The sequence below is a fragment of the Pseudoalteromonas sp. SG43-8 genome (assembly GCF_014164245.1).
In the GTDB taxonomy this organism is placed as follows: domain Bacteria; phylum Pseudomonadota; class Gammaproteobacteria; order Enterobacterales; family Alteromonadaceae; genus Pseudoalteromonas; species Pseudoalteromonas distincta.
Genome location: NZ_JACJEX010000002.1, coordinates 326,759 through 348,588 on the forward strand (window position 1 = coordinate 326,759; position 21,830 = coordinate 348,588).

Annotated in this window: 18 protein-coding genes; 10 read left to right on the forward strand and 8 right to left on the reverse strand. The window is 38.1% G+C overall.

Annotated features, from left to right (window positions below; all coding sequences use genetic code 11):
- Positions 1 to 135 precede the first annotated feature (135 nt).
- The 4 genes from sodC to H5122_RS06735 all read left to right on the forward strand — a co-directional run bounded on the left by sodC (position 136) and on the right by H5122_RS06735 (position 2,823).
- Positions 136 to 705, forward strand: a complete 570-nt coding sequence (sodC, locus tag H5122_RS06720; protein ID WP_182681746.1) for a superoxide dismutase family protein — start codon at positions 136 to 138, stop codon at positions 703 to 705.
- Between the two features lie 16 nt (positions 706 to 721).
- Positions 722 to 955 carry a ChaB family protein gene (locus H5122_RS06725; protein ID WP_182681747.1) on the forward strand — a complete coding sequence of 78 codons (234 nt, stop codon included), beginning with the start codon at positions 722 to 724 and terminating at the stop codon, positions 953 to 955.
- Positions 956 to 1,187: 232 nt separating this feature from the next.
- A complete protein-coding gene (locus H5122_RS06730) occupies positions 1,188 to 1,802 on the forward strand; it encodes an ACP phosphodiesterase (protein WP_182681748.1) in 615 nt (204 codons plus the stop codon).
- 85 nt (positions 1,803 to 1,887) lie between these two features.
- Complete coding sequence (locus H5122_RS06735; protein WP_182681749.1) at positions 1,888 to 2,823, forward strand: hypothetical protein; 936 nt, start codon at positions 1,888 to 1,890, stop codon at positions 2,821 to 2,823.
- A 95-nt stretch (positions 2,824 to 2,918) separates the two neighbouring features.
- On the opposite strand, the gene H5122_RS06740 is transcribed toward H5122_RS06735, so the two are convergent.
- On the reverse strand, positions 2,919 to 3,395 hold the full coding sequence (locus tag H5122_RS06740) for a YqhA family protein (RefSeq protein WP_007581432.1): 477 nt from the start codon (positions 3,393 to 3,395) through the stop codon (positions 2,919 to 2,921).
- Positions 3,396 to 3,539: 144 nt separating this feature from the next.
- Between H5122_RS06740 and H5122_RS06745 the strand changes: the two genes are divergently transcribed.
- Positions 3,540 to 3,881, forward strand: coding sequence for a YajD family HNH nuclease (locus tag H5122_RS06745; protein ID WP_058154187.1), 342 nt, complete (start codon positions 3,540 to 3,542; stop codon positions 3,879 to 3,881).
- Between the two features lie 3 nt (positions 3,882 to 3,884).
- Here H5122_RS06745 and H5122_RS06750 read toward each other — a convergent pair whose 3' ends face one another.
- Positions 3,885 to 6,062 carry a response regulator gene (locus tag H5122_RS06750; protein WP_182681750.1) on the reverse strand — a complete coding sequence of 726 codons (2,178 nt, stop codon included), beginning with the start codon at positions 6,060 to 6,062 and terminating at the stop codon, positions 3,885 to 3,887.
- A gap of 485 nt (positions 6,063 to 6,547) precedes the next feature.
- Between H5122_RS06750 and H5122_RS06755 the strand changes: the two genes are divergently transcribed.
- Positions 6,548 to 7,225 (forward strand): glutathione S-transferase family protein, encoded by a 678-nt coding sequence (locus tag H5122_RS06755; protein WP_154903450.1) that lies wholly within the window; start codon positions 6,548 to 6,550, stop codon positions 7,223 to 7,225.
- A 52-nt stretch (positions 7,226 to 7,277) separates the two neighbouring features.
- Here the strand turns inward: H5122_RS06755 and H5122_RS06760 are convergent, their stop codons facing one another.
- From H5122_RS06760 to gss, 6 genes are all read right to left on the reverse strand, one after another.
- Complete coding sequence (locus tag H5122_RS06760) at positions 7,278 to 9,017, reverse strand: SulP family inorganic anion transporter (protein ID WP_182681751.1); 1,740 nt, start codon at positions 9,015 to 9,017, stop codon at positions 7,278 to 7,280.
- A 256-nt stretch (positions 9,018 to 9,273) separates the two neighbouring features.
- Positions 9,274 to 10,065 (reverse strand): hypothetical protein, encoded by a 792-nt coding sequence (locus H5122_RS06765; RefSeq protein WP_182681752.1) that lies wholly within the window; start codon positions 10,063 to 10,065, stop codon positions 9,274 to 9,276.
- A 309-nt stretch (positions 10,066 to 10,374) separates the two neighbouring features.
- Entirely contained in the window at positions 10,375 to 13,314 is a 2,940-nt protein-coding gene (locus H5122_RS06770) for a TonB-dependent receptor (protein WP_182681753.1), read from the reverse strand.
- Positions 13,315 to 13,922: 608 nt separating this feature from the next.
- Positions 13,923 to 14,447 carry a DNA starvation/stationary phase protection protein Dps gene (gene dps / locus H5122_RS06775; protein ID WP_182681754.1) on the reverse strand — a complete coding sequence of 175 codons (525 nt, stop codon included), beginning with the start codon at positions 14,445 to 14,447 and terminating at the stop codon, positions 13,923 to 13,925.
- A 236-nt stretch (positions 14,448 to 14,683) separates the two neighbouring features.
- Positions 14,684 to 15,052, reverse strand: a complete 369-nt coding sequence (locus tag H5122_RS06780; RefSeq protein ID WP_182673294.1) for a DUF2237 family protein — start codon at positions 15,050 to 15,052, stop codon at positions 14,684 to 14,686.
- 135 nt (positions 15,053 to 15,187) lie between these two features.
- Positions 15,188 to 17,056 carry a bifunctional glutathionylspermidine amidase/synthase gene (gss, locus tag H5122_RS06785; protein WP_182681755.1) on the reverse strand — a complete coding sequence of 623 codons (1,869 nt, stop codon included), beginning with the start codon at positions 17,054 to 17,056 and terminating at the stop codon, positions 15,188 to 15,190.
- A 299-nt stretch (positions 17,057 to 17,355) separates the two neighbouring features.
- Between gss and H5122_RS06790 the strand changes: the two genes are divergently transcribed.
- The 4 genes from H5122_RS06790 to H5122_RS06805 all read left to right on the forward strand — a co-directional run bounded on the left by H5122_RS06790 (position 17,356) and on the right by H5122_RS06805 (position 21,652).
- A complete protein-coding gene (locus H5122_RS06790; RefSeq protein WP_182681756.1) occupies positions 17,356 to 18,189 on the forward strand; it encodes a mechanosensitive ion channel family protein in 834 nt (277 codons plus the stop codon).
- Between the two features lie 242 nt (positions 18,190 to 18,431).
- Complete coding sequence (locus H5122_RS06795; protein WP_182681757.1) at positions 18,432 to 20,504, forward strand: catalase; 2,073 nt, start codon at positions 18,432 to 18,434, stop codon at positions 20,502 to 20,504.
- Between the two features lie 103 nt (positions 20,505 to 20,607).
- Positions 20,608 to 21,078: a GFA family protein gene (locus H5122_RS06800; RefSeq protein ID WP_182681758.1), complete on the forward strand. Its 471-nt coding sequence runs from the start codon at positions 20,608 to 20,610 to the stop codon at positions 21,076 to 21,078.
- 100 nt (positions 21,079 to 21,178) lie between these two features.
- A complete protein-coding gene (locus H5122_RS06805; protein WP_182673298.1) occupies positions 21,179 to 21,652 on the forward strand; it encodes a VOC family protein in 474 nt (157 codons plus the stop codon).
- The last annotated feature ends 178 nt before the right edge of the window (positions 21,653 to 21,830 follow it).

Below are 21,830 nucleotides of genomic sequence, written 5' to 3' on the forward strand. Positions count from 1 at the left end.
AATAAATTAAAAATAAATTATTCATAAATTAATGCTTCCGCGTAGGGCTGGTATATACATTGAAACTACTTGCTTAATAGTCGCTTAATTTAGCGTTATTGTTTTATTAATTTGATACTAAACGAGGAGATGATGATGAGTTGTTTACAGTTTGATTCAAACGCTAAAAGATCTTTAACCCGCGCTTTAAAACCCACTTTTGCAATACTCCTTACTGGTGTGTTACTACAAAATAGCGCACTGGCTAATGTAAAAGTTCAAATGCACCAAGTAACTAAGTCAGGCCAAGGGCAATCACTAGGTACTATTACACTAACAGAAAATGATAACGGTGTTGTTTTTTCATCAAGTTTAAAAGGTTTAACACCGGGGCTGCATGGTTTTCATGTTCACCAATTTGCAAGTTGTGAACCCATGAAAAAAGGCGATAAAGTTGTGCCAGGGGGCGCCGCAGGTGGGCATTTCGATCCAAAAGCTAGCGAGCATCATGATGCTCCTTGGGGGGATGGCCATTTAGGCGATTTACCGGCGTTGTATGTAAATGAAAGTGGCCAAGCTAAATCACCTGTTTTAGCGCCAAGGCTCACGCTTGAAAAACTTAAACAACACGCAGTAATGATTCACGAAGGAAGTGATAACTATGCAGATAAGCCAAAGCCATTAGGTGGCGGTGGCAAACGTGTTGCTTGTGGCGTAATTGAGTAAATACAAGGAGAAAGTTATGCCATATAAAAATCGTGATGAATTACCTAAGTCGGTAAAAAGTAACTTACCTAAACATGCTCAAGAGATATATCAAGAGGCGTTTAATAGTGCGTGGGATACCTATAAGGACCCTAGCGATAGAAAAAACGATGATGACCGCGAAACAACAGCGCACAAAGTAGCTTGGTCGGCGGTTAAAAATAGTTATAGCAAAAATGATAATGGAAATTGGGTAAAGTCGAGTAACTAGCTTTGATCAAACTAATAACAAAGCTAACGCATTAAAAAGCCGCTGTAGCTGATGTAGCTGATATAGCGGCTTTTTATATACTCGTTTTATAGTTGCGCTGTTTATACAATACTTTGCATTATGTTTGAGTAAAAACTGGTAAGCAAAACCATAAGTACTGCTTTAAACACGAATGTGAGTTTGGTCTAAATTTACGTTATTATTTGTTTGTATTAGCCAATCAGAGAACACTTTGAATTATTTAGCTCACCTTTATTTAGCACAGCCTACAGCCGATTCTCACTTTGGGAACTTGCTGGGCGACTTTGGTGGTAAAAGGCATGTAAAGCACTTACCAAACACAGTTAAAAATGGCCTCGATAACCATTATTTAGTTGATAAATTTACCGACTCTCACCGCGCAGTAAAACACGCTAAGCAGTACTTTTCACCCGAGCGTAAGCGCTTTGCTGGTGTAGCTATTGATGTGGTGTTTGATCATTTTTTAATTGTGCATTGGCAACAATTTAGCAAGCAACCTTTAAGTGATTTTAAGTACACCAGCTATCAGCTTTTAAATAACCGTATACCTGTTATGCCAACGCGAATGCAGCATGTTGTAACAAGTATGACTAAAAATGATTGGTTTAAAGAGTACGAAACCGTTGAGGGAGTAGGGCTTGCGCTCGATAATATAGCCAAACGTATTCGTTTTACGAACACTTTTGCAGGTGCGGCTGACGACATAGCACAGAATTACGATGAATTAGAAGCCGTGTTTTTAGCGTTCTTCCCGGAGCTAATTAAGCATGTAAGTGAGTTTGACCTTGAAAGCACCCCAAAAAATGGCATAAAGCGCATTATTTAAAGTTTTCATCAATTGTTAATATTTTGTGATAAGTTAAGGTGAAAAAAACGCTACTCTAATACAAATTAATTTTTGAGTGTTTTTAATGAATCGCAATTACTTGGTTATTGTGGGCTTTGCTGTTTTATCGGCATTTCAATCTGGTGCTGTATTGGCTTTCGACTTTGACTTAAAGTCGGTACGCACAACTATTTCAAACCCAAGCACTAGCCACGCGCTAATATACGATGACTTGGATGGGAGTAATCAAAAAATACTGTTTTCGTTAGAGCCCATAAATAACCAGCGTGTGGGTGTGTTTTTTGATATTAACGACATTGAAATTGGCTACTCAGCCGATATTTTTGAAGATGATGTTGAAACAAAAACACAAGATATACTGCTCTCGTATAGAAAATTTAAAAATTCTAAAATCACATTTAACTATCAAACGCTTGAAGGGCTGCAAAGCACGGCTAGCAATTTAAGCGGCAATCAAACGGATCAAATTTTCTCGCAAAATACACGTTCAACCAAGTTTGAGCTATCTGGCCAACACAACTTTTATACCTTTAATAATAAAGAGTCTTTGTTTGAGCATTTTTTTCTTAATAGGCCAAAGCTAAGCAGCAAATTTGATTTGTCGTTAAGTGTTGTTGGCGCTTGGTCTTTCAAGCATGTATCTCTTGAGAACAAAGATAATATTGTGTTTCAGGCTGATTTTTTAAGTTCACCTGTGCCACAGATCACTAAGTTAATTTCTAATTCGTATGGGGCGAGTATTGGCTCGCTTTTATCATTTTCGTTACCGCACAATGTTCACGTATTTGCTGAATACAAAGTAGGTAAAGGGCATATTCAAAACACAAACCCTGGGCTGGGGTTAAAAGATTCGGGCGCCGAAAAAGTCGAGGCATACGGTGGTGGAATTTCTTGGACTTCAAGTAACAAAAAACTCATGGTAGTACTACGTGCGTGGGAGCAAACAGGTAGGCATATAGATACTTCTTTTGGTGACTTGTCAGTAATTAAGTTTTTTTAATATTGAGTGCTGGGGCTCTCACTTAAGTTTTTGCAGAATTTTAGGGATAAGTAATTACACCTGCATGTAATTACTTAATAGTAATGAGTGCTTAGTTAGTCTTTCATTGAGCGCCATGCAAATGTAGATGCTGCAATAACGATCGCAATGGCAATACCTAAGTAGAGTGTTTCTATTGTGCCCCCGAACTCAACTGCGTGCTCTAAAAATAGTATTACCAGTACAACCGAAGTTACTTGTACCAGAGTTATTTTTAAATCATGAAAGTCTTTAATATTAAAAGCAGCAAGAAATTTACTTTCCTCAGGCTTAGATGGTGTTATAAATAGTCGGTACAAGCTAATAGCAATAACTTGTAAGGTAATTCCGATTAGTAGCAAATCAAGAATTTTCAGTAGTTCAACTATTAGGGCTTTACCGGCTTTAGCTGAATCAGGCAGGTCAAATAGCGTTGTTATTACTATATTAGCTACAATATTAATGCATGAAACATAAACGAGTAATGATGATATTGCAGCGGTAATAACGGCGATTACGACCAAAAACCGACTTGTTTGGAATATATTTTCCATGTTGCTCAACTTTATAATTAGACCTGATTTATACGAAACGTAGCTTAAGTTAGATCCCTTACGAACTTTTTACTTTTATATTTGCTTTAACATATTGGCTATTTACTTGTTAAGCATAGAAATAACAAATTTAACTGGAATATTATGAGTAAGAATAACGATGTACCTCAGGCTTATGTTAAGCAAGAGGAAGGTTATAGAATAAAAGCCTTAAGATTATACCCTTGGGTATGCGGGCGTTGTGCTCGTGAGTTTGAGTACTCTAATTTACGAGAGTTAACGGTGCATCATATAGATCATAACCATAGTAATAATCCAGAGGATGGCAGTAACTGGGAGTTATTGTGTATTTATTGCCACGACAATGAGCACAATAAATACCACGAATATATTATGTATGGCGGGTCGACTACAGAGCGAAAAGTTGAGGCTGCAACGCATTCTCCATTTGCCGATTTAAAAGCGATGCTTAATAAATCAAAGTAGCTACTATGATTTCAACTGTTTGGATAAAAACAAGGTTGTTACATCAGCTACTTTAATAAGTGACAGTTTATCTGCATGGCTCCATGAAATTTTTGAGCCAACACTTTCACAACAAATAACACCTAGCGGTTTGTTATCAATAAAGTAGATGTAATCAAGCAAGGAGTAAATGTTTGATGGTTCAAAATAAACCTTGGTTAAGTTTTTAGTGATTTCGTGGTTTCTCGCATCTGATGCGTCTAATACTTTATGCTCTAAAATATAGTCAAAGTATGCAGGAAAGTCTTCAGCTTTTAAAACTGCATTACTTACTATCTCATTTTTTTCATCAAGGCAAATTAAGCTATTAATGGCAGTATAGTCGTGATTAAACAACCATAGACTGACTCTGTCGGCATTTGAAATTAACTTTTTTAGCTCATTGCATATCTGTTTTAGCTTACGTTCACTCGTAATGTTTGGGTTACTAACTTTAACTGCTAAATTTTTGAGATTTGAGTTTTTTGGATTATAAACATTGAGCAAGCTATTTAAATGATCTTTATTAAATGGCTTCGTTAAATAGCCATCCATACCAATATTCAAATAGTGTTCAATATCTGGTTTCATGGTGTTGGCTGTCATGGCAATAATTGGCGTTGTTTTACCTGTTTGTTGCTCTCTAATTATCTTAGTGGCTTGCACTCCATCCATCACTGGCATTTGAATGTCCATAAAAATTAAATCAACATGGTTGGCAAAAAAGTAATCAATGCATTCTTTGCCATTTTCGGTAAATATTACTTTCGCATTATGAGCTTGTAGCATTTTACTTACGACAACTTGATTTACTTTATTGTCTTCGGCAACCAAAATAGTGCACCCTTGTAAATCGGTTATTTCTTTATTTGGTTTTAATAATTCATCGAGTTCTGATGTTTCAAAGCTTTGTTGGTAAGTAAATACAGAACCTTTATCTTCTTTACTCGTGAAGTTGATTTTGCCATTCATTAAATCACTTAGCTTGGTGCAAATGGAGAGACCAAGTCCCGTGCCCCCGTACTTTCTAGATGTAGATGAATCGGCCTGATGAAACTCTTGAAATAGGTTTTGCTGCGCAGCTTTACTAATACCAATACCCGTATCGATTATTTCAAATACAATATTTTGCGTGTTTAAGAGATTCTCCTTTACAGTGACTTTAAACTCTACCTGGCCTTGTTGTGTAAATTTAATCGCATTTGAGCATAAGTTATTTAAAATTTGAGAAACTCTGACAGGGTCGCCTTTTAGGGTTGTAGCGATATTTTTATCTATAGATGGAATAAATTTTATGCCTTTATCTGTGGCTTGTTTCATTAGTGGATTAATTACATTGTTAATGACTTCGCTCAGGTTAAAGTTAATATTCTCAATATTTAATTTACCCGCTTCAATTTTTGAAAAGTCTAAAATGTCATTTACAATATTTGAGAGTATATTCGCGGAGCTTAAAATACTCTTTAAGGCGTTATCTTTTTCTATATTTGAAGTTTCTGCTAGTCCAAACTCAGCTAAATTTAAAATGCCGTGCAGCGGAGTTCTTAGCTCGTGAGACATATTTGCTAAAAATCGACCTTTTAGAGTGTTAGCTGTGTCAGCTTCTTTTTTTAGTTCTTCAAGATTTTTATTATGGATTTGTTGTTGCTTTAATGCAGTGGCCAGCTTTCTGTTGTTTAACCTGAGCTCAAGTTGTGCGATAACTTCTTTGCCAAGTATTTTCAGTGCGTTGATTTGTGTTTGAGTTAGCTTTTTTGGCTGGTCGCTGATAACACATAATGTACCAATTGTGCTGCCACTAGGTGTAACTAGCGGTGTGCCCGCATAAAACCGAATGTTTGGATCGCTGGTTACTAGAGGGTTATCATAAAAACGTTCATCAAGTAGAGCGTTTTGTATTTCAAATACTTGGTCTTGCAGTATTGTATGAGAGCAAAATGCGATATCTCTTTCGGTGGAGTCTACATCGATACCATACTTTGATTTAAACCACTGCCTTTGTGGATCAACTAAGCTTATAAGTGATATGGGGGCTTCACAAATATCAGAAGCAAGTTGAGTTAAATCATCAAATACTTTTTCGGCTTCAGTATCTAATATTTCATACTCGTAAAGGGCCTTTAATCTAGATTCTTCGTCAGCTGGTATTTGTGCTTTTATCATAGTATTGCTCAATATTTATATAGATTCACTATAAGAGTAATTTAGTGATAATGACAACTTTAACATGTAGAACCGGCTAAAAAAAAGACATTGCATTTTGCTACTCTATTATTACTTTTTTGAAGTTTTTATAAAACCAGCGAAAGTAAAAAGGATCTTTCCATACTGAACACTCTCAGTAATTAAGATCGGAATTAATAGGGATTAAACCAGTCTATAGTTTTACATCATCTGTAAATTTTGAAACTCAGCAGCTCTGCTGGTGGGCAAATTCTGCAACCTTGTGAATCATAAGCTTCTAAAAGCATGTGATGGCTCGAAAAGGCTGATATTTTCCTTGGCATAAGTGATATTTACGAATGAAGTATCACGAAATTCTCACAATTAAATCACGTTTTAACTGTGTATTTTACTTAGTAAAAACTTAATTTGAACACCCGCTCAATTTATGCTTTAATCGTTGCTCAATTATTGAGGAACTTTACATGATTAAATTTTATTTTCACCATACTCCTAACCCAATGAAGGTTGCGCTCTTTTTAGAAGAAACAGGCTTACCGTTTGAACTTGTTCCTCTTGATACTTTAAAAGGTGAGCAACATACACCTGAATTTAAAGCAATTAATCCAAACGCTAAAGCGCCAGCAATTGTTGATGGTGAAACACGTGTGTTCGATTCGAATGCTATTTTAATGTACCTTTCTGAAAAGTATGGGAAGCTTGAAGGCAAGGGCGAGGACCGCGCTGAAATGCTGTCGTGGTTAATGTTTATCGCATCGGGTTTAGGTCCGTATTCAGGGCAAAGTGTTCACTTTAGACACATGGCGCCAGAAGGGCTTGATTACGCGGTTAATCGTTATTTACGTGAAGCGCAGCGCCATTACGAAGTACTTGATACTCACCTTGAAGGTCGTGACTTTATAGTGGGTGATACATATACCATTGCTGATGTATCTGCATGGGGTTGGATTGATAAAGCACCGGTTGTACTAGGTGAAGAGGGCTTAGCACCATACCCAAATCTTAAGCGTTGGTTTGAAAGCATTGATAGCCGCCCAGCGGTTGCACGTGCACGCGCAATTGGTACTGATATAGCCTTTAAAAAAGAGTTTGATGAAGACGCTAAAAAAGCGTTTTTTCCTTCAAACTACCCAAAAGTATAAAAAGTAATTAATACTAAACAGCAGATCAGTTAGCTGATCTGCTTATTGTATTTTATTGCTGTGTGAGCAGTTCTTTGTTTTCGTCTGACTCAAACAAGCTAACCTCTTGCGTGTGCTGCCTTACGCTATTTCTTTTTAGGGCGATGTATAAGTCTGAGTGAATATATATACCTTCTTTTCCTGACTTCATTCCTGCAATATCAAACCACAAAAGTAACTGACGTTTTCTACCTGCAAGCTCAAGCCTTATATCACGCTTTTTAAATATAACGTCGAGATCTGCAAGCATGGCCATTACGCTTAAATCTAAATGAGTAAAGCAGGGCACAGCGTCAATTATTACACATTGTGTATCGTCTTTTTGCCTTGCGTATTGCTCAAGTAATCTGCGTTTAAAGTAGCTGGCATTAAAGTAAGTTAAAGGTGAATTAAAGCGATAGATGAACACACCTTGCACTGCTTTTGCTTTATCTGTGGCGTCTAAACTTCTTACTACACCGTTAACATCTACGCCTAATATGTTGTCTGTTGGGCGCATAACAGTGCGAATAAATTGAAATAACCCCAGTAATACAGCAAGTGTGATCCCTGGTATAACGCCAATAAATAACACCGCAAGTAAGGTGGCTGAGGCGAGATAAAATGCGTGTTTGTCTTTTCGTTTTAATTGCCAAACAGCTTTTAAATCGAGTAAGTGTACAGAGGCAATAATAAGTACAACACCTAGCGCTGCGCTTGGAATAAATTCAAGTGGGGCTGTTAAAAATACAGCTATGAGCGCAATAATAGCTGCTGCAATTATTGATACTAACTGTGTTTTACCACCGGTTGCATCGTTAACTGCGGTGCGTGAGTCGGCGCCACTGACTGCAAAACCTTGCGATAGAGCTGACGCTATATTGGCAATACCCAACGCTCTAAATTCTTTATCGGCGTCTATGTCGTAGCCATTTTTAGCAGCAAAGCTGCGGGCAGTTAGCATCATACTAACAAAGCTCACGATGGCTAAGTTAAGTGCGGGTACCACCAGCTCACGAATAATCCCTAAATCAAAAACAGGGGTATTAAAAACGGGGAGCCCGCCAGTTACGGTGCCAATGGTTTTTATATCAAATTGTTTTAAATCAAAAATCCATACCAAAAGCGCACCAAAGGTAATAGCAAACATAGATGCAGGCCACGTGGGCTTTATCCGTTTCATGGCAAAATAGACCGCCAGTGTAAACAAAGTCATTAATAAGGTGGGAACGTGTGTTTGCGCTAGGTATGTGGGCACACCACCGAGGCGTTCAAGTAAGTAGCGCTCATCAAAAGTAAAACCAAATACTTTAGAAAATTGACCAACAATAATAGTGATGGCTACGCCGTTTAGTAAGCCCATTAAAATAGGTTTAGATAAAAAGTCGGCTAATACACCTAACTTAAATTTACTGGCTATAAAGCACCAAAAGCCGGTCATAGCGGTCATGGTGACAACAAGTTGCCAATGCTTAAAGCTGTCACCTGCAGCAAGAGGTGTTACTACAGCGGCAATAACGGCGCAGGTTGCGGCATCAGGGCCGACTATTAATTGTTTTGAAGTACCAAAAAGTGCATATAGCATCATTGGCAGTATGCAAGAATATAACCCTACGGCGGCGTTAACACCGGTTAGTTGTGCGTAAGCAATGGCAACAGGTAAAGCCACTGCAGCTACTGATAGCGCGGCCCTTACATCATCAGCAAACCATTGGCGTTCATAGTGCAGCAATGTATTTAAACCGGGCATAAAATTATATAAACGCGACAGCACTTTAGTTTTCCTGCTAATAGTTACAACGTTTTGATAGTAAATTTAATATTCAAATAAGTATAGCTAGGACGACGGTTATTTTAATAAATTGCAGGTGATTATTTATCAAGATATTAAATTTATAATTTGGCAAAAAAGTGAAAATTGAATTTTCCTGAGGTGTCTTTTAATCAGCTTATGTGCGTAGTATTAATGTACTGATATTGAGCACCTCAGGAAATCACTAAATCTAAAATCTAGTTTTAAATTTTTAAGATTATTTAGCACCACATGCCGGATATAACTCAAGCACCTCTGTTACTACTTGTCCAAATAAGGCTTGTTCTTGCTGTGTTAAATCTATAGCAGGAATAAATGGCATTGTGTCTGTTAATTCAGAGGTAATGATTTGATAAAAAGTCATCGCTGTAAGGACATTCCCAGCATAGGATGCATGATTACCGTCGGCACTATGAAGGTTTATACTAGGCATTATTTCTAATACTCGATTCCATACAAAGCCAACAGGCGCTATGCAGCTAGGTTGTTTTTGACTGATTGCTAAATGGAGGTCGTAAACCTGCTTTGCTTCTGCGGGATCCCCTTTTTGAGGATGCTCTGGAAATAAAATAGGTGTAATTTTATGCTCTTTTGCGTTCGAGATTAATCGCTCAGTTGCGCTTGTAGGGTAGTCAGTCGAACCTGATTGTGAGTACTTTTGGCCTTGAAAAATTGCATGACTCCAGTTATCACTTTTTAATTTATCGACATTTGCATCTACTGCGACTATTTCATCTAAAAATCGACCACTAACAGTCGTTATTTTGACTGAAGTGCTAGGTAACTGGCTTGTAATAATTATTTCTAATAAGCCCCCTAACTGTGAACTATGGCTATTACCATAGATAATTATTTTGTAGTCACTTAAGGGACTGTTATTAATAACCGCTTTTGATTGTGGTATTTCAATGCTTTCAGCCTCTTTTGTTTTACTTCCCCCAGAGCCGCATGCTGTTAATAATAGTAATGATAATGTGATTGATATTGTTGTTATGTATTTTAGAAACATTGTTAATCCTTTTTTCGTACCAATTATAAGTACGGCTTTAGAATACTAGACATTTTATAACCAAGCTGCAAGGTTGCTGGTTTTTAGTGCAATGTATGGTGCTTAGTTTGTGCGCTAAAAGTGAAGTGCAGGAGGTTGATATTGTTTACGCGGTATCTAAATTTTAGTTTGAAGTATTATTCAATGATAATTTTATTGCTTTAAATAAATATTTAGTTATAAAAATTGTGAGATGTTTTAACACAAGTGCCACTTTTTTATAGACGTAAAAAAGCCTGCATAAAAGCAGGCTTTAGTTTTTAGGGAAAATTAAAATTTAGCGCGAATACCAAAGCTGTAACGGCGATCCGCTTCAGTGTACTTCCAAGCACCACCTAGTTCAGATAGGTAAATAGAAGGCTCACCCGTTAAGTTCGTTGCATTACCTACTAAGGTCACGTTTTCGTTAATATCCCAGCTTGCAGAGAAGTCTAACTGGCCTCTGTCGTCACGGTAGTTATTACCGTAAACAGTACCTTCTGCTGAAATACTGCCGTCTGAGTTAATATTTTCTACACGTTTCTCGTTTTCAGTATCTAAGAAACTGTCACGGTAGTTATAAGCTAGACGAGTAGAGAAACCTTCGTATTCCCAAAATACTTGTAAGTTATACGTATTTTTAGAAATATCTAATAACGGGTTACCGTTTGGTTGCTCGCTGTCTGCGTATGTGTAGTTTGCGTTAATGCCTAAGCCAGAAAATGCGCCAGGTAGGTCTGTAAAGAACTGTTGATAACCAACTTCAAAGCCTTGTACTGAGCCGTTTTCACCGTTTACATTTTTAACAGTATCGATACCCGTTAGTCCTGCGTCACGTAAGCCTGCTACATGGTTAAAGCCATCAGCATCTACTGGGAAGTCAGTTGCATCCGAGTAAACTAGGTTATCTTGTGAAACACCTGCAACGTCAAGCTGACATACTTGGTTCCATTGAGTTACGTTTTGGCCTGTTGAAGTGCTTGATGCCGCCACACAGCTACTTTCGTTACTTAAGAAAGATTCAACATCTTTATAAAATACTGCGAAAGAAATTACGTTACCTTGGTCAAAGTAATGCTCTACAGATAAGTCGTATTGCGTTGCACGATATGGTTCTAAATCAATAGAGCCTTGCGTTGCACCTGTAATGTCGTTATTAACGTCAAATGCAGGGCTTAGTTCGCTAAAGTCAGCGCGGCGCATAACTTTTGCAGCAGCAAAGCGGAATAATGTTTCGTCTGAGTAGTTATACGTTACGTTTAAGCTTGGTAAAAAGTCGCTGTAGTCATTGTCGCCAGTTACTTTTTCACCATTAAGAAATACGCTTGATTCTAAATCTGTAGTTACATAACGACCACCCACAATTGCAGTGATGTTATCAAAGTCTAAGTAGGCTGATATATACACGGCAGCTGTATCTTCAACTACGTTACGGTATGCGCTTTCTTGGAACTCTTGGTTATCTGAAAGACTACCTGTTGACGCTAAGTTAGTACCTGCAAGTAACTGCTGAAGTTGGGCGTAAGTATTGGCCGGGTTAGATAAACCGTTGTAGCTTAAAAAGGTTAGTAGGTCGTTTTGTCCCGAATGACCTAGTTGGTCAAAAGAGTTGTCGTGGCTAACTGTTGTAAAGCTATTTGAAAAAGCAGCGTTGTAGTCATCAACCCATAAAGTGGCTAACGAACCGTCTGAGTCGTTAAATGCATTTTTATAAATGTCTTTAATTTCTACTTTGTATTGCTCATATTCGTAATCGCGGTTAGTAACACGTACACCCGCTTTTACTTTAGATACCCAGCTTAAGCTGCTGAGTGGCTCAAACATTTCAACATCAAAACGAATAGCTGTTTCGTCATTGTCTGTTCTTCTATCTTCACTTTTAAACGTACGAAGTGCTAAGTTTTGTGGGTCAGTAAATGCATTAGGATCTGAATGAATGATGCTTGGTAATTTATTACCATCTTGAGAGAATGCACCATCATATAAATGATTTGTTAGCTGAGTTCCGCCACTTGCTTCAAATGTTGATTTTTCGATTGGGCGAAGTGTAAATTCAGAATCAGGTCTTACGCTTTCTGATGATGCTACCGCAATTTCACCAGAGATTTTGATGCTGTCAGTAAGGTTCCACTCTGCACCAAGTGCATTTGAAAACGAGTCAGTTTCACGAAAGTCACTGTATGTTTTAGGAATACCAAATTCGTTTGTTAACGTGTAATTATTTACGCCGTTAGCATCTTGAGTTGTATTTGCATCTGTTGATAGTGAACCTGCGACACCTAAAATAGAGTTACCAGCTTGTTCACCTGAGCGCTTTGTGCCGCTTAAATCAAGATACACCATGCCATTACCTGATTGTGGTGCCCATTGAAGAGATAAATTTACAGCAGTTCGTTTACGTTGTTCTACATATTGTTCAACACTGTGCTCGTCTCTTACGATAGCGTTGCCACTAGGTGTATTACCTTCTTGGCCATTAATTTCGATATCTTGAGGTTTAACACGGCTAGATGTTTCATCTTGGCGAATTTCGCGATCTTGGAATGAAAACATAGCAATGGCACCAAAGGTACCCATTTCATCAAAGTCCCAGTTGTTACCAATTGAACCACTAAAAATAGGAGCTACATTTTCTGTTTTATCAGCGTATTCGCCATCTAATGAAACTGCGCCAGTTAGTTTATCTAACTCTAATGGGCGAACTGTCTTTAAACTAACTGTTCCGCCTAATGCACCCTCAATCATATCGGCAGTAGGAGACTTAACTACTTCTACTGTTTTTAAGAAGCTTGATGGGTAATCTTGCAAGCTAATGCCGTCACGAGAGTCACCAATAGTAGAGCGACCATTTAATTCAACACGGTTTTGAGGTAAGCCACGAATAGAAACACTGTCACCCACACCAAAATCGGTATTAATAGATACGCCAGTAATTCGTTGCAGTGCTTCTGCAATATTATTATCAGGTAACTTACCAATGTCTTCAGCAACAATTGCATCTACAATACGTCCGTCAGTACGCTTAAGCATAGCGGCGGCTTTCATACTACCTAGCATGCCTTTTACTTCAATAACTTCAATGTCTGCAGCTGCCGTTTCTGAAGCTGCCGGAGCCTCTTGCGCTGCAATATTTGAAGAAGCCATTAATAAAAGGGCTGCGGCACTGATTGCTGTAGAGTTACTTCTTTTATGTTTATTAATTAATGTTGAAGTAATTTGATTGAGTTTCATGTATCTCTCCCGTTTGGGTACGACTTGCGTCATTGTGTGTGTGTTGTTACTTGGTTTGGTTAACCAATTTAACTGTTTATTTCCTGTAGTGTGTCATACAGGTGGTATGGTTGAAATTAATCCAATTCAACTTTATTTACAACCTTTGTTTACCAAAATTTCACAATGTGTATTACAAAAACCTCTTTTATTTTGCTTATATTTAATAAATTTAAAGGCTTATAGTGTGTTTTTATTTTTTGTATTTTGAATGAATTTTATTGAAGTATCTTTACCAAAGGCATTTTTATATGTTATTTGTACTATTTAATACATTTGTTAGTACTATTTTTAAATTTTATGCGTACTTTTATACGTGTTTAGTTTACTTTTTAAGTGATATTGACTTGGAAGAGCGACCATTAAAAGTTCTAAATGATTTATAAATTTGCGAAATAGTGGAGAGGTTAAAATAATTAAAAATTATTTTGGTAATACCAATTTTCTATTGTTTTTATATTGATTTTGTACTAGCTGGGGTGGGGGCGATACACTAGGTAGCGATAAATAGATTTTTACGCAAAAAAAAGCCCAGCATAATAATGCTGGGCTTTCTTACTTTAGATGTATTAGCTCTGTAATTCGCCTGTAGATGATTCTAAATGTGCTCGTATGAACCACTGAAATTGCTCTAAATCGGCTAGTTGGCTGGTGATCATATCTTCAGAGACCGGATCTAGCTCAGAAAGAGTCTCAATCGCTTTACGGTGATCGGCATTAACGCCGTTATATACTTTATCAAGCGCAGCCAAATGATCGGTGACTAGGCCTTTGCCTACAGAGTATTCGTCCCAAGTACGGCGATCTACAATTGATTTTGGTGTGCCAACAGGTACTGCACCAAGTGTCGCAATTCGCTCTGCAATTGTATCTGTCATTTCGCGTACAATGTCTACTTGCGGGTCTATCATTTCATGTACGCCAATAAAGTTAGGTCCCACTACGTTCCAGTGAATATGCTTTAAAGTAAGCTGTAAATCTATCAATGCAACCATGCGGTTATCTAGCGTAGCTATTGTTTTTTGGGCTGATTCGTCACTCATACCTGGCGCGGTAAATTTAGTTGTTTTGTTTGATTCGTTATTGTTACTCATAATTTCTCCTACATTAAGTAATGTGTTGCTCATATAATATGTTGCGTGATGAGCGTGACTTAAACTTAATAAAGCAACTGTTATGCCGTAAGTTGATTTCTTTTAAAAATCATTTAAAAACATGGGGTTATGTTTTTATTTAAGGTTTTAGAGGCTGGAGGGGTGATTGGATTTTTGAAAAGCCTGCATATATTTGTAAAATATGCAGACTTCGATCTAGTTACTTTTAGGTGTATTTAAACGTTGGCTTTATATTCGTGCGCTTTTAAAACATCGAGCGGCACTATTTCTAATGATTTTTTATTTGTAGCTTCAAGTACCACCGGTGGCGCAACGTTTGCTGAAATAGCATGAAGCCATCTTAGCGCACACAAGCACCATTTATCACCGGCTTTTAAACCTTCAAAATCGTAAAGAGGGTTCGGGCTTATTAAATCGTTACCTTGTGATTTTGAAAATTGTAAAAACTCATCAGTCATAATTGCACACACACTGTGATTGCCAAGATCTGATTCTGGTACATAACAAAACCCTTCACGTGTGTAGCCACCATTACCGCAACATAGTTTTAAGCGTGTGCCGAGTACATTAAATTGATTCGCCATGAAATACCTTAATTAGTGGTGTTTAATAAATTTACTCTATCAGGAGTAACTCGCTTGAGATAGCTATAAAACTTAAAAGAGGGAAGGGCTACACAAACTTAAGCCCGCAGCAAATTGCGGGCTTAGTATTGTTTATTATTTAATACGCAGCGCCATACAATCGCTATGGCCGTTTATGATCATGCTTTTATCAACACGCACGCCACCACCGGAGTATTTACCGGCGGCTGTAAAACTACATATTTGTACGAAGTAATCATCTACTTTAGGCAATGCAAATAGCTGTTGGTATATTTGGTCTTGCTCGGCAAAGTGCCCCATTGTCTTTTCTATAACTTGCTGCTGTTCATCAACAAGTTGAATATTAGCGCCACAGCGTCCCACTATTGGTTTAACTACATATCCGGTTTGTAATAACTCGTCGTTAAGCTCAAACGCGGTATTAAGTAAATATTCATGATTAGGGAATAAGCTCCACAGTATTGGCAAAATAGCCTTGTTACTAGGAATTAATGTCCACAGCGGTTCAAACACCATGACATTTTTACGCAGTAATACATCGACTAAGCGTGGCGTTTCACCAGCTTTGAATTGTGGTTCAAAGTTATCACCTAATGATTGGTCGGCTTCGCATTCTTTACGAATTTGATCAAGTGCGGTTTCCCACGACCACGTTTTCCACACGTAACTCAGTTGTGCGCCGTCTTCATCTACTATGTTGCCTGACTCATTCCAGCGAAGTGTGCTTAAGCCAATTACTAGCTTACATTCAAAGCCTGCGGCTTCAATAGCTTCTTTCATAAATAATGCGTGGTAATGTTCTTCTGGTTCATCATCTTGCAGAATATGAACAAGACCTTTTACCTCACTTTTACGCCATGCTTTTACGAGATCTTTAAATAAATTTTGGCCTGCATCTACACCTGTTTTAACACTAAAGTGTTTTGCCCATTTACCCTGAACTTTGCCGCTTTCCATGTAACACGATGCCGAATCGCAATTGTATTCGTAAACTTTTAAACCTGCTGTTGTTAAGGCAAAGTCAAACCGACTGGTAATTAATTGGTTTAAGCGGTTATCCCACGATTGGCGAATTTTATTAAGTACAACATCGGGTAAATTAAACTTTTTTAATAACTCAGGGTGCTGCAGTACATAGTCGGTTGCATGCATAAATAAACCATGCAGCTCATTTGTTGCATGCTCAATGCTTTGCTGCGCCGTTTGAGATATTGCAAAGTAATTATGCTGATCTTCATCTAAGGATGTAAGTTTATGGCCTTGCATCATTTCTACGTAGGCAGCTTCATCGTCATTCGCAATATTTAACCATGACTTGTTTGCTTGGCCTGTATCTGCTGCTTTATGGGCTTCTATAGTAAATAAGTCAGTGTTTAGCTCAAACGTTGGCTCAGCATATTCTGTTTCATCAGTTTGTGTCATCCAACCTAAAATAGTGGCGTCGCTGTAAGAGCACTCAATCCAATAGTCGCCATCTTTAGTTACTTTTGCTTTTAGTTCACGGCACCAGTTTTGATTTGTTGGCCATATTTGATGCCCTACATTTTGCTCAGCAAGACGTATTTTATCTTCATGCACTTCAACAATGACAGCAACATGGCCTGTTTCTTCAAACTCGCCGCCTTCTTCCCATATAAGTAAACTACCTACTTGAGGGTGATGTTTAGCACCATTTTTAAACGCGTTTAGTGGCAATCTGTTTTGGCTATTTACATCGCGCACTGAACGCAGCTCAAAAATATCGTAAGCCATAGCTATGTCATCAAAAATATAACCATGATTGAGGTACATCCATCTACGGGCAAATTCAACGCATTGCCATTTATAGCCCATGTAAATACCGTCTAGGTAACTACGATAGGCACTACGATTAGGATAAATGCTTTCATCAGCCGTATCATAATCAGATGAGTAAACAGCAACATTACCAGGTGCATAACCTAATAAAGTACCAAAATCACTAGCAGGAGCAGAAGATTTCATAAACAAAGATGTTCAAAATAAGGTGAGATAATTTGCTGACTATATGAGCCAAACTGCGTTATAGCAAGATATTACTGAGTATAATCTTTAATTAAAAATTGGCGCTAAATAGGGCTTAAAATTATATTTTATTAATCCATAGTTTTAAAAGCAGTAGTTAAGAAATCCATCCTTCAAAGTGCTTATACATGTAAAACTGAACCTATATCCGTACTTTGGTTAATTTTTTGTTAAACTGTTGCGCTTGATATAGCAAAACTAGCTAAAATTAGTTAAAAGCTTTAAAAACAGGAAAAACAATGGAAGACATAATAAACAACATTGATATTAATCAATATTTACCCGCTGCAATTACGTGGGCAACCAACATATTACTAGCAATTGCAATTTTACTTGCGGGCTTATGGTTAGCGGGCAAAGTACGCAATTTAATTATTGGCTTGTGTCATAAATACACTCATCTTGACGATACGCTTTTTCGCTTTTTAGGCAGCATGGCTCGCTACATAATATTAGCGTTCGTTATTATTGCTGTGTTAAATCGCTTTGGTGTACAAACAGCCTCTATTATTGCTTTACTCGGTGCTGCGGGACTTGCTATAGGCTTGGCGTTACAAGGTGCAATGTCGAACCTTGCCGCAGGCGTTATGTTGCTAATATTTAGACCTTATAAAGTGAATGACTTTATTGAGGCTGCAGGGCGTTTTGGTAAAGTAACAGAAGTAGATATGTTTACTACTATTTTACAAACGTTCGATAACCAACAGGTTATTATACCAAATAGTCAAATTTGGGGCGCGCAAATTATAAACCATTCACATCATCCAATTCGTGGTGTGGATATGCATTTTGGTGTTGCTTACGGTGAAGATACAACGGCTGTACGTAAAGTTATAGATGGCGTACTTGCAGCGCACCCACACATACTAAAAGATCCAGCGCCTTTTGTTGAAGTAGAAACACTTAACAGCAGCTCAGTAGACTTTTTAGTAAGGCCATTTTGTAAGGGCGAGCATTACTTCGATATTCTTTACACGGTGCCAGAGTTAATTAAAAAAGCACTTGATGAAAACAACATTGAAATACCTTTCCCACATCGTAAAGTTATTTTAGTTAACGAAAGCAAAGATTAATTAAATTTAAAAATATATAAACCTAAGAGCACTTTTAAGTGCTCTTTTTTTGTGTGAAAAAGTTACATACCTGTGTAACCTTTTCTTTTATAAATCATCTCAAATACTACATTATTATCTGTACAGCCCTTTTTTGCTAGGTTGGATGGCTGGTCTTTATTTTGCATTTGCATAGTCGCTTTTAGCTTTAAAGCTCATAAAAACTATTGACCCATTAAATCAAACTGTATGAAGGACTAAACATGGCTGAATCATTTAAATACTCAGGTAATAAAGGGCATGGCGGCGAATTGCATCAAAAGGCATCGGATGAACACCCTACCATGACCACCGCGCAGGGCTGCCCTGTAAGTGACGATCAAAACTCATTACGTGCGGGCAAACGTGGCCCCGGATTATTAGAAGATCACATAATGCGCGAGAAAATTTTTCACTTTGATCACGAACGCATTCCTGAGCGTGTAGTGCACGCCAGAGGCTATGGTGCACACGGATACTTTGAAACTTACGACACGCTTGAAGATTTAACCTGTGCAGATATTTTTCAGCGAAAAGGTGAAAAAACCCCAGTATTTACTCGTTTCTCTACAGTTGCAGGTAATAAAGGGTCTCCAGATTTAGCACGTGATGTACGTGGTTTTGCGGTAAAATTTTATACCCAAGAAGGAAACTGGGATTTAGTCGGTAACAATATACCGGTATTCTTTATTCAAGATGCGATGAAGTTTCCTGACTTAGTTCATTCAGCTAAAGCCGAGCCCGACCGAGGTTTTCCGCAAGCGCAAACAGCACATGATAACTTTTGGGATTTTGTGAGCTTATCGCCTGAGTCAATGCACATGGTTATGTGGGCAATGTCTGATAGAGCTATTCCACGCTCTTTACGCTTTATGGAAGGTTTTGGCGTTCATACCTTTAAATTTATTAATGCCAAAGGTGATGAGAAATTTGTTAAATTTCATTGGAAGCCAAAAGGCGGCATGCAATCTGTAGTATGGAACGAAGCACTTAAGCTAAACGGCGCGGACCCTGATTTTCATCGCAGAGACATGTGGGAATCTATTGGTAACGGCGACTTCCCTGAGTGGGAGCTAGGTGTACAGGTGTTTGATCAGCAATTTGCTGATGAATTTGAATTTGATGTTTTTGATGCCACCAAGCTTATACCTGAAGAGCAAGTACCAGTGCAAATTGTTGGCCGTATGGTGCTTGACCGTGTTGTAGACAACTTTTTTGCAGAAACAGAGCAAGTAGCATTTTGTACTCAAAACATTGTACCGGGGCTCGACTTTACTCCCGACCCGCTACTGCAAGGTCGTAACTTTTCATACTTAGATACTCAAACCAAGCGTTTAGGTGGTCCTAACTTTACGCATATTCCGGTCAATGCGCCTAAATGCCCGATGCGTCATTTTCAGCAAGATGGCCACATGGCAATGCACAATCCAAAAGGGCGTGTTAATTATGAGCCAAACTCATGGAACGCAGGCGAAAACAACCCGCGCGAATGCCCAGTACATGGCTTTAAAAGCTCAAGCGAACCTGAGGTAAGTGGCGGTGATAAACTGCGTTATCGCTCAGAAACATTCAGCGATCATTACAGTCAAGCTCGTCAATTTTATTTAAGTCAAACAGAGGTAGAGCAGGCGCATATTCAATCTGCGTACGTGTTTGAGCTGTCTAAAGTTGAGCATTTGCCAATACGAGAACGTTTGGTATCGCACTTGTTAAATATTGACGAAACCCTCGCAAATAAAGTTGCCGAAGGTCTTGGCTTGCAAGAAATGCCAGCTCCAGCTGAAGCTGCAATGCCAACACGTAAAGACTTACCTGTATCAGATGCGTTAAGTATTTTGAAAAATGCGCCCAACACCTTCAAAGGCCGTAAATTAGGTATTTTAGTAAGTGATGGCTTTAATGCAGAAATTTTTGAATCGGTTACCAATGCACTTAAAAGTGAAGGTGCAAACTTTGAAATTATTGCCCCGCAAGTTGGCGGTGCTAAATGCAGTAAAGGTAAGCACTTTAAAGCTGATCAGGTTATTAATGGTGGTCCATCGGTTTTATACGATGCGGTACTTGTACTCACCACCGAAGATGGAGCTGAAAAACTAGCTGCCATAGCAGAAGCTAAAGACTTTGTAAGTGATGCGTACGCACATATGAAATTTATAGGCTTTACAAATGAGGCTAAGCCTTTATTTAAAGCGGCAGGCCTTGATGGAAAAGTAGATGATGGTTGGATAGATTTAGAGGCACATTCAGCCGATAAATTTATAAATACATTGCGTAATTTAAGATATTGGGAACGTTAGTAAGCTCAATAATCAAAAAAACCACAACATGTAATTGTTGTGGTTTTTTTTAGCTCACCTAGTTAAGGTATTAGTTCAAGCCAACAATAAAATTGGATATATTATGAAGCTTAATGGCGCTTGTCACTGTGGCAAAGTGGTATTTAAGGTCAACTCAAAACACCCTTATCCTTACAATTTATGTTACTGCTCTATATGCCGTAAAACCGCAGGGAGTGGCGGGTTTGTTATTAATTTAAACGCGCAATACAGCACGCTTGAGGTTACAGGGCGTGAACACATAACTATTTATCATGCAAAAATAGGCGATAAAATCAGCCCTGCAGAGCGTCATTTTTGTAAGCATTGTAGTGCTAACTTGTGGTTATACGATGCACGTTGGCCTGAGCAAGTTCACCCCTTTGCAGGTGCAATAGATAGTGAGTTACCCATACCGCCAGAGCGCACTCATTTAATGCTTGGTAGTAAAGAAAATTGGGTAAATGCGCCCATTAATGAAGGTGACAAGCAGTTTGAAGAATACCCTGATGAAAGTATTGCTGCTTGGCATAAGCGTTTAAACCTCGAAAAGTAACGCAATTTTTTGTATGAGCTAAGCTTAAATTTAGGGGCAATTAAACGCATATTTAGTTAATTAAATATTAAAAATCACCGCGTAAGTAAAGGAGAATATTATGGCAGTCTCAGCAATACCAAAAGGGTTTCATTCAGTTACACCTTATTTAATTATGAATGACGCACAAAAAGCGATAGATTTTTATTGTGACGCATTTAGTGCTGAACACGTAATGCAGATGCCTTTACCTGATGGTGGAATAGCACATGCAGAAATAATAATTGGTGATTCGCATATTATGCTTTCAGATAATGGTTCTGAAGAGCATTTAAAAAACCCAAAAGAGCTCGGTGGTACAGCGCTAAGCCTTATGCTTTATGTTGAAGATGTTGATACCGTGTTTAAAAAAGCAATTGAGCTTGGTGCAACAGAAATAAGACCCGTACATGATCAGTTTTATGGTGATAGGACCGGCACGCTACAAGACCCATTTGGTCATATATGGATCATTGGTACACACAAAGAAGATGTTAGTGACGAAGAGTTAAATAATCGAATTGGGAATATAACAAATCAAGAGCAAGACGCATAACTCACATGCTAATTAGATTTATGTAGCTTTCTACTTACGTTGATGGCTTTAATGGAAGGCTTGTGGCTTTTGCTTCAACTTAACTAGGTTTTGCCTTGTTATCGACACGGTTTTCTTACCTAAAAGTAGCTCACTTAGTAAAGTGAGTTGGTATAGATTACTAGTTAAATTTTAGGCA

Excerpts from the sequence above, each read along its gene's own strand:
- H5122_RS06755 (WP_154903450.1), top strand. The coding sequence starts at position 6,548 with ATGATTAAATTTTATTTTCACCATACTCCTAACCCAATGAAGGTTGCG.
- dps (WP_182681754.1), bottom strand. The coding sequence starts at position 14,447 with ATGAGTAACAATAACGAATCAAACAAAACAACTAAATTTACCGCGCCA.
- H5122_RS06740 (WP_007581432.1), bottom strand. The coding sequence starts at position 3,395 with ATGGAAAATATATTCCAAACAAGTCGGTTTTTGGTCGTAATCGCCGTT.
- H5122_RS06770 (WP_182681753.1), bottom strand. The coding sequence starts at position 13,314 with ATGAAACTCAATCAAATTACTTCAACATTAATTAATAAACATAAAAGA.
- H5122_RS06725 (WP_182681747.1), top strand. The coding sequence starts at position 722 with ATGCCATATAAAAATCGTGATGAATTACCTAAGTCGGTAAAAAGTAAC.
- H5122_RS06745 (WP_058154187.1), top strand. The coding sequence starts at position 3,540 with ATGAGTAAGAATAACGATGTACCTCAGGCTTATGTTAAGCAAGAGGAA.
- H5122_RS06805 (WP_182673298.1), top strand. The coding sequence starts at position 21,179 with ATGGCAGTCTCAGCAATACCAAAAGGGTTTCATTCAGTTACACCTTAT.
- H5122_RS06790 (WP_182681756.1), top strand. The coding sequence starts at position 17,356 with ATGGAAGACATAATAAACAACATTGATATTAATCAATATTTACCCGCT.
- H5122_RS06800 (WP_182681758.1), top strand. The coding sequence starts at position 20,608 with ATGAAGCTTAATGGCGCTTGTCACTGTGGCAAAGTGGTATTTAAGGTC.
- sodC (WP_182681746.1), top strand. The coding sequence starts at position 136 with ATGAGTTGTTTACAGTTTGATTCAAACGCTAAAAGATCTTTAACCCGC.
- H5122_RS06750 (WP_182681750.1), bottom strand. The coding sequence starts at position 6,062 with ATGATAAAAGCACAAATACCAGCTGACGAAGAATCTAGATTAAAGGCC.
- gss (WP_182681755.1), bottom strand. The coding sequence starts at position 17,056 with ATGAAATCTTCTGCTCCTGCTAGTGATTTTGGTACTTTATTAGGTTAT.
- H5122_RS06795 (WP_182681757.1), top strand. The coding sequence starts at position 18,432 with ATGGCTGAATCATTTAAATACTCAGGTAATAAAGGGCATGGCGGCGAA.
- H5122_RS06735 (WP_182681749.1), top strand. The coding sequence starts at position 1,888 with ATGAATCGCAATTACTTGGTTATTGTGGGCTTTGCTGTTTTATCGGCA.
- H5122_RS06780 (WP_182673294.1), bottom strand. The coding sequence starts at position 15,052 with ATGGCGAATCAATTTAATGTACTCGGCACACGCTTAAAACTATGTTGC.
- H5122_RS06765 (WP_182681752.1), bottom strand. The coding sequence starts at position 10,065 with ATGTTTCTAAAATACATAACAACAATATCAATCACATTATCATTACTA.